Annotated in this window: 15 protein-coding genes and 1 pseudogene; 7 read left to right on the top strand and 9 right to left on the bottom strand. The window is 50.3% G+C overall.

All coding sequences use genetic code 11. From position 1 onward, the window contains the following. Window positions 1-43: 43 nt before the first annotated feature. Together AAG834_RS04125 and AAG834_RS04120 are read right to left on the bottom strand one after the other, a co-directional pair. Entirely contained in the window at window positions 44-634 is a 591-nt protein-coding gene (locus AAG834_RS04125; protein ID WP_342031343.1) for an aminodeoxychorismate/anthranilate synthase component II, read from the bottom strand. Between the two features lie 14 nt (window positions 635-648). Then, window positions 649-984 (bottom strand): hypothetical protein, encoded by a 336-nt coding sequence (locus AAG834_RS04120; RefSeq protein ID WP_016686410.1) that lies wholly within the window; start codon window positions 982-984, stop codon window positions 649-651. Window positions 985-1,126: 142 nt separating this feature from the next. On the opposite strand from AAG834_RS04120, the gene AAG834_RS04115 reads away from it, so the two are divergent. Next, on the top strand, window positions 1,127-2,005 hold the full coding sequence (locus AAG834_RS04115; protein WP_342031342.1) for a cupin-like domain-containing protein: 879 nt from the start codon (window positions 1,127-1,129) through the stop codon (window positions 2,003-2,005). Between the two features lie 259 nt (window positions 2,006-2,264). After that, window positions 2,265-2,570, top strand: a complete 306-nt coding sequence (locus AAG834_RS04110; protein ID WP_342031341.1) for a hypothetical protein — start codon at window positions 2,265-2,267, stop codon at window positions 2,568-2,570. Between the two features lie 232 nt (window positions 2,571-2,802). On the opposite strand, the gene AAG834_RS04100 is transcribed toward AAG834_RS04110, so the two are convergent. Further along, window positions 2,803-4,131 carry an anaerobic C4-dicarboxylate transporter gene (locus tag AAG834_RS04100; RefSeq protein WP_342031373.1) on the bottom strand — a complete coding sequence of 443 codons (1,329 nt, stop codon included), beginning with the start codon at window positions 4,129-4,131 and terminating at the stop codon, window positions 2,803-2,805. 654 nt (window positions 4,132-4,785) lie between these two features. Here AAG834_RS04100 and AAG834_RS04095 point away from each other — a divergent pair. Then, window positions 4,786-5,274 (top strand): DUF456 domain-containing protein, encoded by a 489-nt coding sequence (locus AAG834_RS04095; protein ID WP_342031340.1) that lies wholly within the window; start codon window positions 4,786-4,788, stop codon window positions 5,272-5,274. Between the two features lie 59 nt (window positions 5,275-5,333). Here AAG834_RS04095 and AAG834_RS04090 read toward each other — a convergent pair whose 3' ends face one another. The 6 genes from AAG834_RS04090 to AAG834_RS04065 all read right to left on the bottom strand — a co-directional run bounded on the left by AAG834_RS04090 (window position 5,334) and on the right by AAG834_RS04065 (window position 11,000). Further along, entirely contained in the window at window positions 5,334-5,993 is a 660-nt protein-coding gene (locus tag AAG834_RS04090; RefSeq protein ID WP_049231316.1) for a UPF0149 family protein, read from the bottom strand. A 213-nt stretch (window positions 5,994-6,206) separates the two neighbouring features. Further along, window positions 6,207-6,989, bottom strand: a complete 783-nt coding sequence (locus tag AAG834_RS04085; RefSeq protein ID WP_342031339.1) for a TrmH family RNA methyltransferase — start codon at window positions 6,987-6,989, stop codon at window positions 6,207-6,209. A 344-nt stretch (window positions 6,990-7,333) separates the two neighbouring features. After that, window positions 7,334-7,906 carry a sigma-E factor negative regulatory protein gene (locus tag AAG834_RS04080; protein ID WP_342031338.1) on the bottom strand — a complete coding sequence of 191 codons (573 nt, stop codon included), beginning with the start codon at window positions 7,904-7,906 and terminating at the stop codon, window positions 7,334-7,336. A 15-nt stretch (window positions 7,907-7,921) separates the two neighbouring features. Next, entirely contained in the window at window positions 7,922-8,521 is a 600-nt protein-coding gene (gene rpoE, locus AAG834_RS04075; RefSeq protein WP_049229611.1) for an RNA polymerase sigma factor RpoE, read from the bottom strand. An 82-nt stretch (window positions 8,522-8,603) separates the two neighbouring features. Next, complete coding sequence (gene tilS / locus AAG834_RS04070; RefSeq protein ID WP_446740446.1) at window positions 8,604-9,947, bottom strand: tRNA lysidine(34) synthetase TilS; 1,344 nt, start codon at window positions 9,945-9,947, stop codon at window positions 8,604-8,606. 93 nt (window positions 9,948-10,040) lie between these two features. Beyond that, on the bottom strand, window positions 10,041-11,000 hold the full coding sequence (locus tag AAG834_RS04065) for an acetyl-CoA carboxylase carboxyltransferase subunit alpha (protein WP_003742332.1): 960 nt from the start codon (window positions 10,998-11,000) through the stop codon (window positions 10,041-10,043). A 219-nt stretch (window positions 11,001-11,219) separates the two neighbouring features. Between AAG834_RS04065 and AAG834_RS04060 the strand changes: the two genes are divergently transcribed. From AAG834_RS04060 to AAG834_RS04045, 4 genes and pseudogenes are all read left to right on the top strand, one after another. Then, on the top strand, window positions 11,220-11,621 hold the full coding sequence (locus AAG834_RS04060; protein WP_003758524.1) for an RNA-binding S4 domain-containing protein: 402 nt from the start codon (window positions 11,220-11,222) through the stop codon (window positions 11,619-11,621). Window positions 11,622-11,861: 240 nt separating this feature from the next. Further along, window positions 11,862-12,872, top strand: coding sequence for a tryptophan--tRNA ligase (gene trpS / locus AAG834_RS04055; protein WP_342031336.1), 1,011 nt, complete (start codon window positions 11,862-11,864; stop codon window positions 12,870-12,872). A gap of 77 nt (window positions 12,873-12,949) precedes the next feature. Then, the gene (locus AAG834_RS04050) at window positions 12,950-13,489 is read left to right on the top strand and encodes a hypothetical protein (RefSeq protein WP_342031335.1); all 540 of its coding nucleotides are present in this window, start codon (window positions 12,950-12,952) and stop codon (window positions 13,487-13,489) included. 17 nt (window positions 13,490-13,506) lie between these two features. Continuing rightward, a pseudogene (locus tag AAG834_RS04045) lies at window positions 13,507-14,510 on the top strand (adenosine deaminase). Window positions 14,511-14,569: the final 59 nt, after the last annotated feature.

Genomic DNA, 14,569 nt, shown 5'->3' with positions numbered 1-14,569 from the left:
TTTACGCCAAACGTCGTCTGAAAGTTTTCAGACGACGTTTGGTTTAAGCGGCGGACGCTTGGAAAGCTTTAAATTCTTCCAAAAAATTTTTCAACATATCGTGTCCGTGTTCGGTCAAAAGGGCTTCGGGGTGGAACTGCACGCCTTCGACAGCGTATTCCTTGTGCCGCACGCCCATGATTTCCTGATCTTCCGTCCATGCGGTGACTTCCAAACAATCGGGCAGCGTATCGCGGGCGATGACAAGGCTGTGATAACGCGTGCAGGTAACGGGATCGGGCAAATCTTTAAACATGCCTTTGTTCAAATGGAACACGGGCGAAACTTTGCCGTGCATCAGCGTTTTTGCCCGCACCACATCCCCGCCGAACGCTTCGCCTATCGTCTGATGCCCGAGGCACACGCCCATAATCGGCAGCTTGCCGGCAAAATGGCGCATGGCGGCAACCGAAATGCCCGCCTCTTTCGGCGAACAAGGGCCCGGCCCGATAACGAGATATTGCGGTTTCAAAGCTTCGATTTCTTCGAGCGTAATATCGTCGTTGCGGCGGACGACGACTTCCTGACCGAGTTCGGCGAAATATTGGACGATGTTGTAAGTGAAACTGTCATAATTATCAATGAACAAAAGCATGGGGGTACGGCCTTTTAGGGTTGTTTGACGGCGGCGATGTTTTCGGGCGAATTGATGAACGCCCACATCTGCTCTTCGGTTCGGAAAACGCCGTTACGGACAATATAATGCAGCGGATGCTTGATCAGCGCATCCGCTTTGCGGACAAAAACACGCATATTGCAGCTGTTTGCCGCCATTTCCAACACTTTGGCGGCAAAAGCGGGGCGGTGCAGCTTGTCGTGCATCAGCGGATGGCGGGCGATGTATTCGTTCAGAGGCTTGCCGCTGCTGTGGAAATCCGTGTGCAGCGGGTCGAGGAATACAATAAAAAAAGGCATCTTGCCCAAATAATCGTCTGCATCGTTCATAAGCGTTTCGGACGGAATATTTATATCGCCATAATATCACAACCACGATTTTTGATTCGCATCAGGTCGTCTGAAACATCGCTTGCCACCTTCCGAAATATTCACTTAAAATCAGTCTTACATTCCAAAAAGAGATTTGCTTATGGGTTTCAAACTTACTCCGATTGATGTTGTAGAAAACATCAGCCGCGAAGATTTTTATCAAAACTATCTCAAGCCCCGCCGTCCTGTCGTGATCAAAGGACTGACCCGCAACTGGCCCGCCCGCGACAAATGGTCACTGGACTATATGAAAGAAACCGTCGGCGATATCGTCGTTCCCTTGTACGACAGCGCCAAAGCCGACCCTTCCGCGCCGATTAACGCCGCCAGTACGGAAATGCGCTTCAGCGACTATATCGATTTGATCAAACGCGAGCCGACGGATTTGCGGATTTTCTTATTTGACCCCATCAAACACGCTCCCGCCTTGCTGAACGACTACGTTTTCCCCAAAGAGCTGATGGGTGGATTCTTAGACCGTTACCCTACCCTGTTTTTCGGCGGTGCAGGTTCGGAAACTTTCCTGCACTACGACATCGATATGGCGCACATCTTCCATACGCATTTCGGCAAGAAACACATCATCTTGTTCGATTACAAATGGAAAGAGCGCCTGTTCCGCATTCCTTTCGCCACTTACGCGCTGGAAGACTACCACGTCGACAACCCCGATACGGAACGTTTCCCCGAGCTTGAAGGCATCGAAGGCATCGAATGTTTCCTCGAATACGGCGATACCCTGTTCATGCCGACCGGCTGGTGGCATTGGATGAAATACCTTGACGGCTCATTCTCCATCTCCCTGCGTGCATGGGATGAAAGCTGGACGGTTAAGGCGCATAGCCTGTGGAACCTGACCGTACAGCGCAAGTTCGACGACTTCATGAAAGCCCGCTTTAAAGCACGCTACATGAATTGGAAAGAACAGCTTGCTTGCAAACGCGCCCGCCGCGCATGGGAACGCGGCATGCCTCGTTAAAACAAACCTAAAGGTCGTCTGAAAACAAGTATTTCAGACGACCTTTATCATCAAATTGGCTGGTGCGAACCGCCAAAGTTGAAACAACGGATGGCATTGTTTCCTCAATACCGGCACAGTGCATAGGCAAAAATACAACAAACATGAAATACGAAGCGCATATTTTTAAACAACAGCGATAGCTGAAACCAATCTGTCAAAGCAGGCGGGCTGACCTTGCCCCAGCCTGTTTTGCCCCATTTTTTAACCGGAGTGCATCATGCAAACACCTCTAAAATTCTTAACCGCCCTTGTTTTAACGGCATCGGCATTCTCAGCGTCTGCTCACGGCATGCATAAACATAAGCCGCTGACCTTGGAAGAGCTGCCCAAAATCTGCCAACAATACTTCACGCGCGCGGAAACCTGTTACAAAAAGGCGGGAGCCAAATCCGATTTTCAGCGCAACAATACAAAATTCCTGTTCCAAGCCCTGCCTGCCGCCGATTTATCGCAGCGCGAAACCATGTGTAAAATCGCTATGGATTCGTTCGCCGAAAAAACGCGCTCGCTTCATTGCGAATAAGATTTTTGCCGGAAAGATGTATAGTGGATTAAATTTGAATCAGGACAAGGCGACGAAGCCGCAGACAGTACAGATAGTACGGAACCGATTCACTTGGTGCTTCAGCACCTTAGAGAATCGTTCTCTTTGAGCTAAGGTGAGGCAACGCCGTACTGGTTGAAAGTTAATCCACTATAACAAAGGTCGTCTGAAAACGCATTTTAGTTTTCAGACGACCTTTTTTCAGACGACCTTAAAAGAAGTAATTCGCCAGCAGCAAACCGAATGCCAAGCTGAACGCCATGCTCAAGAGGCCGGGGATCATGAAGCTGTGGTTGAAAATGAATTTGCCGATTTTGGTCGAACCCGTGCTGTCAAAATCAATCGCCGCGATAATCGGACCGTAGTTCGGAATGAAAAAATAGCCGTTCACCGCGACAAACGTGCCGATGATAATCGGAGCGGGAATACCCAGCGAAATACCGATGGGAAACAGCGTTGCGACGGTCGCCCCTTGGCTGTTGACCAAGACGGACAAAACGAACAAGGCAAATGCAAAAGTCCACGGCGCGGTTTCGACCAGATGCGATACGGTTTCTTTGACTTCTGCCAGATGACCGTGCATCAGCGTATCGCCCAGCCATGCCACGCCGAATACGGCGATAACGGCACGCATCCCCGCGTGGAACACCGAGCCTTTGGTAATCGCGTTACCATCCGGTTTACACAACAGGATAATCAGCGCGGCGGCAGAAAGCATGACGATTTCGATGGCGTGCGCCATGCCCATCAGTTTCGGGCCTTCTTCCGTTTGGAAGGTCGGGCGCAACTCGGGGACGGCACCCATTACGACCACCAACAATGCGGCGGCGAGGAAAATCCCGACCGAAAGTTTCGCCTCTTTGCTGACGGGCGCATTGGAGACTTCAGTCGAATCTTTTTCGTTGGCTTCTACATATTCCGGGTCTTTCAGCAACGCCTGATAATGCGGGTCATCCTTCAACTCTTTGCCGAGCTTGTTGACGAATACGCAGGCAAGGCCGATACCTAAAATAGTTGAAGGAACCGTTACTTTCAGCACATCGGCCATCGTGATATGTTGCGGCTCAAGGTAGGTAACGCAGGCAACGACCGCGGCCGCAATCGGGCTGGCAACGATGGCAAATTGCGACGCGATAACCGCCATCGTCAACGGGCGGGAAGGACGGATGCCGTTGCGGCGACTGACTTCGGCAATAACGGGTAATACCGAATAAGCGACGTGTCCCGTGCCTGCCAATACGGTAAACAGATAAGTAACCGCAGGCGCGATGAAGGTGATGTATTTCGGATTGCGGTGTAAAACGCGGGTGGCGATTTTAATCATGTAGTCCAAACCGCCGCTTGCCTGCATCGATGCGGCGGCGGAAACAACCGCCATAATCATCAGCATCACGTCAATCGGCGGACTGGTCGGCTCAAGATGGAAACCAAAGGCCAAAACCGCCAGCCCGACACCGCCGAGCACGCCCAAGCCGATACCGCCGACCTGCGCGCCGATTAAGATACACACCAGTACGATGGCGAACTGGATAAAAAACATTGTGGACATGAACACTCCATTGTTTGTAAAAAAATCTTGAAGAGGAAACGGATTAAAGCGGATATCGGCGGAAGCTGCTGTTGCATTACATCTGATATCCATATTTTTGTTTTTATTTTAAATACCAACACTTTATCCGATTAAATCGGGCGTGATTATAGAGTAAGCACTCGTTATTAACAATGTTTTACTGAAATTAAGACACCAAAGGTCGCCTGAAAACGCCGAAACTCATTTTTCAGACGACCTTTTTCAAGAGAATCTGTGCAACACGAGAATGCCTAGCTTGTTTTGCAGACAAGGCTTTATGTTCATACAAAAATCTATTTAATTTCTCTTAAACCGCCTTTCAATGAAATATCCTGCAATGCTCAATTCCCTATCTCAAGCTACAACATCCCGATATATAGTGGATTAAATTTAAATCAGGACAAGGCGACGAAGCCGCAGACAGTACAGATAGTACGGAACCGATTCACTTGGTGCTTCAGCACCTTAGAGAATCGTTCTCTTTGAGCTAAGGCGAGGCAACGCCGTACTGGTTTAAAGTTAATCCACTATAAATTTTCATTTTCTTGCATCCGGCCTTATCGAAATCAGCCGAAACATCCCCATAATACAGCCGTTACACCACTCCACATTTGAAAGAAAGCGATGACTACTCTCCTGATTATCCTCGGTCTGATTGCCATAGCGGTCGGCATTTTTGGCACGATTTACCCTGCCCTGCCGGGATTGGGCTTGATGTTTGCCGGCGCATGGCTGTTGGGCCATGCCGGCGATTATCAGATTTTCGGTTCCGGCACGCTCATCTTCCTTGCCGTTGTCGCCATTATCGGCACGGCAATGGATTATGTCGCGGGCGCGCTGGGGGCGAAATATACGGGGGCAAGTAAAACAGCCATCTGGGGAGCGTTTATCGGCGGTATCGTGGGCGCATTCTTCGCCATTCCCGGCTTGCTGTTAGGCCCTTTGATTGGCGCTGCCATCGGCGAATTTATTGCCGGTAAAGACACTTGGCAGGCAGGCAAAGTCGGCATCGGTACGTTTATCGGCTTTATTATCGGCACGGTTGCCAAAATCGGCTGCGCGCTGACCATTGCGCTGACTGTCCTATTTGTGTGGCTGGGTTCGTTTTTCTAAGCCATCCCTTCAAAACCAAAGGTCGTCTGAAATTCAGACGACCTTTGGTTTTTGAACGCTTATTTGTTACAACAGGCTTTGTATTTCTTACCGCTACCGCAAGGACAAGGATCGTTGCGTCCGGTTTTATCGCCTTCACGGCGTACGGTTTGCGGTTTGTTGATGATTGCCTGCCAGTACCAGTAAATATCCAGCAACACATGCGGCAGCTCGGATTCGAGCTGGGCGAGTTCTTTTTCGGTCAGGTGCAGGATGACTTCACCGTTTCGTTCTTCATCGTAAATCCCGCCCAAAGCCATAATCGGATAGAACAAATCTTCAAATTCTTCCTGATCAACCGCTTCAAACCAATCGGTCGGAACGATATCCAAAGCATAGAGATACGCGTTACACCAAGTATAAATATCAGGATTGGAGGCGGCATCTTCGTATAACCACAAATCGGGCAGCATCTTTTTACTGAGTTTGATGCGCAAATCCGCCGCCAAACCGATAACCAAACGCTCGATTTCAGTGCGCTCTTTGGCATCAAACAACGATTCGTCGCCCAAAACTTCAGGCAGCCAGTCATTCGGGTTCAGCGCATCCGGACCGCTCAACAAAGCCATCATAAACGCCTGTACCTCATCGCAGCGCATGGTGTTGTGGTGTTCCGATTTGGCATCGAGCAGCTCCATCAGGCGTACGCGCGACGCTTCGTCAAATGCTTGCAATTGCATGGTTATTCCTTAATTTTAAATGGTATGTTTATAGTGGATTAACTTTAAACCAGTACGGCGTTGCCTCGCCTTAGCTCAAAGAGAACGATTCTCTAAGGTGCTGATGCACCAAGTGAATCGGTTCCGTACTATCTGTACTGTCTGCGGCTTTGTCGCCTTGTCCTGATTTAAAGTTAATCCACTATCTTCTCTAAGGAGTCGTCTGAAAACGGTTTAGCCGATACGTTGGTGCATTTGCTCGAAAAGGCATACCGTTGCCGCCATGGCAACGTTTAACGACTCGGTCTGCCCCAGCATTGGGATTCTGACGCTGCCGTCGACTTTTTCCAAAATTTCCCGACTCACGCCGCTGCCTTCATTACCGAAAACCCAAGCGCAAGGGGCGTTTAAATCCAGTTGGTACAAGTCGGAAGGATTGCGCCCGTCCAAAGCGGTCGCCCATATTTTGTCCTGATAAGCATCCAGCCACTGCAATAGCGAAACGCGGCTGTATATATTCAGCAGAAAATGCGCCCCCATACCCGCCCGCAATACCTTGGGCGACCAAATATCGACGCAGTCATTACTCAACACAATCTGCCTGACGCCCGAAGCTGCCGCGCTGCGTAAAACCGTACCGACATTACCGGGGTCTTGCACCCTATCCAACACCACGCAGTCGCCGCTTAAAGGCAAATCACCTTGTGGCGGAATCTCTATCCAAGTCATCACATCATCGGCGTCATTCAGACTGGTGATTTTAGACAAGGCTTCGTTTCCGACCCAAGTAATACAATCTTCGTCTAATTTACTGATTAAATTTAGGATTTCAGGATGCGTGTTTTTACTTTCGGGCAAATACACTTGTTTGGGCGTGTACCCCGCCTCTAAATAGACCTGCAAAAGATGCACGCCTTCCAACACGGTTTGCCCATATTCCCGGCGTGCTTTAGATTGTGTCAGCAGCTTGGACAAATGCTTGAGCTGCCCGTTTTGCGCGGAGGTAATTGATTTCATGTGCCGCATTATATAGCGGATTCAAATAAAAAGGATACAGAAAGGCAGCCGCACGATACCGTCCGACTTTGTTCAAACCGCTTTTTCAGACGACCTCTTGACGCATATAGTGGATTAAATTTAAATCAGGACAAGGCGACGAAGCCGCAGACAGTACAGATAGTACGGAACCGATTCACTTGGTGCTTCAGCACCTTAGAGAATCGTTCTCTTTGAGCTAAGGCGAGGCAACGCCGTACTGGTTTAAAGTTAATCCACTATTATACCATCAAAAATAAAATCCCTGCCCGAATAGCTCGGGAAGGGATTTCTCTACTTGATGGAAATCTGTATCTCTATGCAGTTTAATGAACGGCGGAGTCCTGTTGAACCTGCATTTCGGTTCGAACCGTAGTCTGACTCACACCTTTATCATTCTTTGCAGATTCAGGCATTACCACAGCGTCCGAAGCATTTTTTGCTGTCGGATTGGCGGCTACGGGTACGATATTTTCCTGCTGGTTTTTGGTTTCAACAGCTTTTTCCGCAACCATGCCTGAAGAGTCGCCCTTCACTTGCGGACCGAATTGCCATACGGCGACGGCAACCGCAGCCACGCTGGCGGCAACGGCGAAAGATTTGAAGAAAGAGTTGTTTGCAGCTTGCGCTTCCTTAACAGGCATCGCGGCAGCAACTTCGGCTTCATGACGTTGCTTGTGTTCTTCGCTGATTTCCGCAAGCGTAGCGGTAAATGCCGCGCTTTGCATGAAATCCGCATCACGCCCCGTACCTGCTTTATAGCGCATGCAATCGCCTAACAGATGGTACTCATACCACGCTTCGGCAGCGGCATCGTCGGACAAAAGACGGTCAAGCATCTCTTCGCTTACTTGGTCTCCATCCATCAGCATGGAAACATATTCTCTTGTTGTATCCATAGTTGTTACCATTTTTTACCACCTTTGATTTTCAGAGGTTTCCAGCAGCGGCCTCAAATCTTTTGCTATCACTTCCCGCGCCCTGAAAATACGGGAGCGGACCGTTCCTATCGGACAATCCATAATTTTGGCTATTTCCTCGTAAGACAAACCGTCCATTTCCCGCAGGGTAATGGCTTTGCGTAAGTCTTCGGGCAAATGCGAAATCGTTGATTCGACTGTTTGCAGGATTTCCCGATTGATCATTTCAGCTTCCGGCGTATGGTAATCCGCAATCTGATCCGATAAATCCAGAATATCCCCGTCTTCATTAGCAGCCTCTGCACTGACGAACGGCTGCTTTCCTGATGTTACTAAGAAGTTCTTGGCGGTATTGATGGCAATCCGATACAACCAAGTATAAAAAGCGCTCTCGCCTCGGAAGTTCGGCAAGGCCCGATAAGCCCTAATCATTGCCTCTTGCGCCACATCGTTGACTTCGTGTTCGTCTTTGACAAAACGGGAAATCAATCTGATGAGCCGACGCTGATATTTGGACATCAGCATCTCGAATGCTTTTTGTTCGCCCTTCTGTGCGCGCTCTACCAAGGCCTGATCAATCTGGCGATCATTCATATCTTACCTTTTGTAATAACTGCATTATAAGCTATAAAGTAGTAAAGCGTGCTGTGCCAGTTAAAGACAGCTGCCGCCGTATTTAGTTCCATTTATATCTCAAAAATTTTCCGTAAACCGGTAAAAAGCCGTCAAACCCTTGAAAATCGTGGCTTACCGTAAGGTTAACAATAGCAATGCAGTTTCCGTCAGTATTTGTGATAATCGGCCAGCATTTTCTAACGAACGGTACGATATGGTTTTCTTGCAACACTTTCTTAACATTTTTGAACAAAAACCCTACATTCATCATATCATCGCTGCCCGCCGTCCGAATGATTCCTTCTTCTTCCAAGACCGATTCCGGCAATCCATTGCGGTGTGGCACCAGAAAAAAGCCGTTTTCTTGGAGAATATCTTTCAGACGACCTCTGACTTCTTTTCCCTTTATCCAATCTGCGTCTGCAAACTGGCTTTGTTTCAATATAAATAAAAAATCCCGGTATAAACATACCGATGTTTCGCCGAACTGCCATTGTGCAGTTTCCGCTTCCAACAGTATCCGCGCGAAATCCGCCAGCTTTCTCGGAGAACTTTCCACAATCCCATTCTCCTTAAAAAACCGCCAAAGCATCCGGCTGCGGCGTGCTTCGCTGAATGTTTGCCAACGGCTGACTTGGAAGCGTCCGCTCTCACAAACCATTTGATAATCTGCATCGACAACTTCATCCAAAATCGCCAAATCGGTTTGCAAAGAACGGATGTTCGCACAAACATGACGGTCAAAATTCGGAATGCGCTCCCGCCAAACCGGCAACGCCTCGTAACGCATCCAATTCCTTAAAAAGGCTGTATCCGCGTTACTTTCGTCTTCGATATTCGGCAGGTTGCAGGCAGCGGCGTAGTTTTCCAATTCTTTTCGGGAAAACGTCAACAGCGGCCGCCAAATTTGCGTTTCCTCGTTCAATTTGCGCCATTGTGGCATGGCAGCAAGTGCTTTGATACCGCCGCCGCGAACCGCCGCGAGCATAAACGTTTCAATCTGGTCATCCTGATGGTGCGCCAACGCGATGACACTAGAGGGGTCGTCTGAAAACGTCTGATAACGCGCTTTCCGTGCGGCAGCCTCAATCCCCGACCCGTCTTTTTTGACTTCAACTTTTGCGCTTCTGAACGGCACATTCCATTCTTGGCATAAACGTGTGGAAAACACCAGCCAGTCATCCGCATTGCGGCTCAATCCATGATGAACATGTAAAGCGTGTACGTCCAATCCAAGCTCTTCCCGCAAACACGCGAGCATATGCAGCAACACTACCGAATCCAAACCGCCGCTTAGTCCAACCGTTACCATGCAACCATCCGGAAGCGAACGCGCCGAAAGACGCAGAGTTTCCAACAAACTGCGGCATTGAGGCGGAAGGTTTTCAGACGACGTCGGGTTCATATGGTGTAATCTATATTGTGTCGGCAAGGCAAATTCTTAGAAATGAAAAAGCAGGCAGGGGGGCTTCTGCCTGCTTTTCTACACATTAACTGTTTACTTATCCGTAAACTTGCCGTAGGCCATGATCCGGTCGAAACGGCGGGACAGCAAGTCCGCCATCGGCATATTTTGCGCTTCGTGCAACTGGGTTTCCAGCACCGTTTTGACGTTTTTCATGGTCGTTTCAAAATCGCGGTGCGCGCCGCCCAAAGGCTCGCTGATCACGCTATCGATTAAATCCAATTCTTGCAGGCGTTTGGCGGTAATACCCAAGGCTTGAGCGGCATCTGCTGCTTTTTCAGCAGTTTTCCACAGAATAGACGCGCAGCCTTCCGGAGAAATAACCGAGTAAGTCGAATACTGCAGCATATTGACGTAATCGCCGACTGCAATCGCCAGCGCGCCGCCGGAGCCGCCCTCGCCGATGATGGTACACAAAACCGGTACACGCAGGCGGGTCAGTTCGTACAGGTTGCGTCCGATGGCTTCAGACTGACCGCGCTCTTCTGCGCCGATGCCCGGATACGCGCCCGGCGTATCGACAAAAGTCATCACGGGAATATTGAATTTCTCGGCGGTCTGCATCAGACGCAGTGCTTTACGGTAGCCTTCAGGGCGCGGCATACCGAAATTGCGGCGGATTTTTTCTTTGGTATCTCGACCTTTTTGATGGCCGATAACCATCACACTTTGTCCGTTGAAGCGGGCCAAACCGCCGACGATGGCATGGTCGTCTGAATAATGGCGGTCGCCGTGCAACTCTTCAAAATCGGTGAAAATGGCTTGGATGTAATCTAAGGTGTAAGGACGTTGGGGATGGCGTGAAACCTGCGAAATCTGAGCGGGCGTCAGCTTGTTGAAAATCGATTTGGTCAAGTCGTTGCTTTTCTTCTGCAATCTGGCGATTTCATCGGAAATATCGACGGCGGACTCGCCCTGCACAAAGCGCAACTCTTCGATTTTATTGGTTAATTCGGCGATGGGTTGTTCAAAATCCAAAAAAACTGGTTTCATAGGGTGAAGCTCTCGGTAGGGACGCTGCCGCTATCATACGCCAATCAGGCATATTTGGCAGCATTTCTCATGGAGGATATGCCGTGCAAAACGGCAGATAATCGGGCGGATGCCTTTTCAGACGACCTTTTGCGGATGATATAGTATATCTGCACTAAACAAATGAAGTGCCGTATCTTATGATAAACTTCCATTCAGTTCAATCATTTCAAACAGGCTATGAAAAACGAACACGACAATACGGCGATGCGGCTCGACAAATGGCTTTGGGCTGCGCGCTTTTTCAAAACCCGCGCACTGGCTCAAAAACATATCGAATTGGGCAGGGTTCAGGTCAACGGTGCCAAAGTCAAAAACAGCAAAAATATCAGCGCAGGCGACATCATCGACCTGACGCTCAATTCACTGCCTTACAAAATCAAAGTATTGGCACTCAACCACCAGCGCCGCCCCGCACCCGAAGCGCGTCAGCTTTACGAAGAAGACATGAAAACCGCCGCCGAACGCGAAGCGCAAAAACAGCTCGACCAAGCAAGCCGCATCAGCGCGGCGTATCCCGACGGCAGGCCGACCAAACGCGACCGCCGCCAACTCGACCGCATGAAACGCGACAGCTGGTAGGGTTTTGTAAATTCAGTTTCAACTGCGATGTACAGCAGAACGGATATATTTGACCCCCGCCAAAAACAAATCATCCGTTTTTATTATTTCACGCAACTGACTTGACGGTTTTATCCGTCCGTTGTGTTGAGACTCCTGCCTGAATCCGCCGATTTCCGTAAAGTTGAAACGCATCAGAATCAGGTATAATCCATCCCTATTTCATTTTCAGACGACCTTGAGCCATTTAAGGATATCCCCATGAGCAAGAAACGCGTCCTCACAGGCGTAACTACCACCGGCATCCCGCATCTGGGCAACTACGTCGGCGCCATCCGCCCTGCCGTCCGCGCGGCGCAAAACCCCGATACCGAATCCTTCCTCTTCCTCGCCGACTACCACGGCATCATCAAATGCCACGAGCCGGAGATGATTCACCAATCCACCCAAGCCATTGCCGCCACTTGGCTTGCCTGCGGACTCGACCCCGAGCGCACCACCTTCTACCGCCAAAGCGACATTCCCGAAGTGATGGAATTGAACTGGATTCTGACCTGCATCACCGCCAAAGGCCTGATGAACCGCGCCCACGCCTATAAAGCCGCCGTGCAGGCAAATGTCGAAAACAATCAGGAAGACCCCGATCACGGTGTAGAAATGGGTCTGTACAGCTACCCCATCCTGATGACCGCTGACATTCTCATGTTCAACGCCAACGAAGTCCCCGTCGGTCGCGACCAAATCCAACACGTCGAAATGGCGCGCGACATCGCCGGCCGCTTCAACCACCGCTTCAAAGAAGTTTTCACCCTGCCCGAAGTGAAAATCGACGAAAACGTCGAACTCTTGGTCGGCTTGGACGGGCGAAAAATGTCCAAATCCTACGGCAACACCATTCCGCTTTGGGAAAACGACAAGAAAACCCAAAAATCGGTCAACAAAATCATCACCAACATGAAAGAGCCGGGCGAGCCGAAACAGCCCGACGAAAGCCCTTTGTTTGAAATCTACAAAGCCTTCTCCACATCGTCTGAAACCGCAGCGTTCACACAAATGCTTACCGAAGGCCTGGCATGGGGTGAAGCCAAAAAACTCTTGGCCGCCAAAATCAACGCCGAGCTGGCAGAACCGCGCGAACGCTACAACGCGCTGACCGCCAATCCTTCGCAAATCGAAGACATCCTGCAGGCGGGCGCCGCCAAAGCGCGCAAAGAAGCGCGCGAACTGCTGGACAAAGTACGCGACGCCGTCGGCATCCGCCCATTGAAGTAAATCTCAAAAGGTCGTCTGAAAAAGCAGTCCGCTTATATTTCAGACGACCTTTTCCTGTCTAAAACAAGGAATATCCGATGAAAGCCTTTCCGATTCTCTTATCCGCCCTCCTGCTTGCCGCCTGCGGCAAATCCGAAGCCCCGGCCGAGCCCGCCCAAAATGCCGTCGAAGCCGCGCCAAAACCCTCGTTTAAAGTCAAATACATCGACAACAACGCCATCACAGGCTTGGATTTAGGTCAAAGCAGTGAAAGTAAAACCAACGACGGCAAAAAACAAATCAGCTATCCGATTAACGGCTTGTCCGAACAAAACGTCATCCAACTGATCGGCAACCACCCCAACGATTTGGAAGTCATCAGCGGAAAATGTATGGAAACCGGCGACAAAGGTGAGCCTTTGGGCTGGACTGAAAACGGCAAATGCCATGCCTTGTTTGCCAAACTGGTCGGCAACATCGCCGAAGACGGCGGCAAACTGACCGGCTACCTCCTCTCCCATGCTGCCCTGCAACCCTATCAGGCAGGCAAAAGCGGCTATGCCGCCGTTCAAAACGGCCGCTACATCCTCGAACTCGACAGCGAAGGAATGTTCTACTTCCGCCGCCGCCACTATTGACCGAGCGGGTGCTGCCCATGACCGTACACACCTTAATCCGCGCCCTGCCTAAAGCCGAATTACACGTCCATATCGAAGGCACGTTCGAGCCGGAATTGATGTTCGCCATCGCCGAGCGCAACGGCGTTTCCATTCCATATGCGGATGTGGAAGCCGTGCGCCGCGCTTACGATTTTCACAACCTGCAATCCTTCCTCGATATTTACTACGCAGCGGCGGCGGTCTTGCTTCACGAGCAGGATTTTTACGACCTGACCACCGCCTATTTCACCCGCTGCCGCGAGGACAACGTCGTCCACACCGAAATCTTCTTCGACCCGCAAACCCATACCGCGCGTGGTGTGGCGTTTGAAACCGTCATCAACGGCATTACCCGCGCCCGCTTGGAAGCGCAGGAAAAATGGGGTATTTCAGCAGGCTGATTATGTGTTTCCTGCGGCATTTGAGCGAAGAATCCGCGTTTGAAACGCTTGCCCAAGCGCAGCCTTTCAGACGACATATCGACAGCATCGGACTGGATTCGGGCGAACTCGGCAACCCGCCCTCGAAATTCGAGCGCGTCTTCGCCCAAGCCCGCGCGCAAGGTTTTCCCGCCGTCGCCCATGCCGGCGAAGAAGGCCCGCCCGAATACGTTTGGGAAGCGTTGGATTTGTTGAAAGTCGTCCGCATCGACCACGGCGTGCGCTCCGAAGAAGACGAAACCCTTATGCAGCGTCTGATTGCCGAACAAATGCCCCTGACCGTCTGCCCATTGAGCAACCTCAAACTCAAAGTCGTCGGCGACCTGTCCCGACACAACCTGCGCCGTATGCTTGAGCGCGGCGTATTGGTTACCGTCAATTCAGACGACCCCGCCTATTTCGGCGGCTACCTCAACCAAAATTTCATCGAACTTGCCGACGCATTGGATTTGAATGAAGCAGACATCCGCGCCTTGTGCAAAAACTCGTTCAAAGCCTCATTCTTAAGCGAGGAAGAAAAATCAAAACGGTACGCCGAAATCGACAGCGCCCATGTTTAAACACAAAGCTGACCTGAAAAAGCAATCCGGTCGGCTTTGTTTTTATCTAAAAATGCAAA

The organism is Neisseria sp. Marseille-Q2251 (genome assembly GCF_940793045.1).
Taxonomy (GTDB): domain Bacteria; phylum Pseudomonadota; class Gammaproteobacteria; order Burkholderiales; family Neisseriaceae; genus Neisseria.
Note: the sequence above shows the minus strand (reverse complement) of the source record. Positions and strands in the feature narration are given on the sequence as shown.

What these genes read in the sequence shown, in the direction of transcription:
- AAG834_RS04125 (WP_342031343.1), bottom strand. Translation starts at nt 634, where the DNA reads ATGCTTTTGTTCATTGATAATTATGACAGTTTCACTTACAACATCGTC.
- AAG834_RS04120 (WP_016686410.1), bottom strand. Translation starts at nt 984, where the DNA reads ATGAACGATGCAGACGATTATTTGGGCAAGATGCCTTTTTTTATTGTA.
- AAG834_RS04115 (WP_342031342.1), top strand. Translation starts at nt 1,127, where the DNA reads ATGGGTTTCAAACTTACTCCGATTGATGTTGTAGAAAACATCAGCCGC.
- AAG834_RS04110 (WP_342031341.1), top strand. Translation starts at nt 2,265, where the DNA reads ATGCAAACACCTCTAAAATTCTTAACCGCCCTTGTTTTAACGGCATCG.
- AAG834_RS04100 (WP_342031373.1), bottom strand. Translation starts at nt 4,131, where the DNA reads ATGTTTTTTATCCAGTTCGCCATCGTACTGGTGTGTATCTTAATCGGC.
- AAG834_RS04095 (WP_342031340.1), top strand. Translation starts at nt 4,786, where the DNA reads ATGACTACTCTCCTGATTATCCTCGGTCTGATTGCCATAGCGGTCGGC.
- AAG834_RS04090 (WP_049231316.1), bottom strand. Translation starts at nt 5,993, where the DNA reads ATGCAATTGCAAGCATTTGACGAAGCGTCGCGCGTACGCCTGATGGAG.
- AAG834_RS04085 (WP_342031339.1), bottom strand. Translation starts at nt 6,989, where the DNA reads ATGAAATCAATTACCTCCGCGCAAAACGGGCAGCTCAAGCATTTGTCC.
- AAG834_RS04080 (WP_342031338.1), bottom strand. Translation starts at nt 7,906, where the DNA reads ATGGATACAACAAGAGAATATGTTTCCATGCTGATGGATGGAGACCAA.
- rpoE (WP_049229611.1), bottom strand. Translation starts at nt 8,521, where the DNA reads ATGAATGATCGCCAGATTGATCAGGCCTTGGTAGAGCGCGCACAGAAG.
- tilS (WP_446740446.1), bottom strand. Translation starts at nt 9,947, where the DNA reads ATGAACCCGACGTCGTCTGAAAACCTTCCGCCTCAATGCCGCAGTTTG.
- AAG834_RS04065 (WP_003742332.1), bottom strand. Translation starts at nt 11,000, where the DNA reads ATGAAACCAGTTTTTTTGGATTTTGAACAACCCATCGCCGAATTAACC.
- AAG834_RS04060 (WP_003758524.1), top strand. Translation starts at nt 11,220, where the DNA reads ATGAAAAACGAACACGACAATACGGCGATGCGGCTCGACAAATGGCTT.
- trpS (WP_342031336.1), top strand. Translation starts at nt 11,862, where the DNA reads ATGAGCAAGAAACGCGTCCTCACAGGCGTAACTACCACCGGCATCCCG.
- AAG834_RS04050 (WP_342031335.1), top strand. Translation starts at nt 12,950, where the DNA reads ATGAAAGCCTTTCCGATTCTCTTATCCGCCCTCCTGCTTGCCGCCTGC.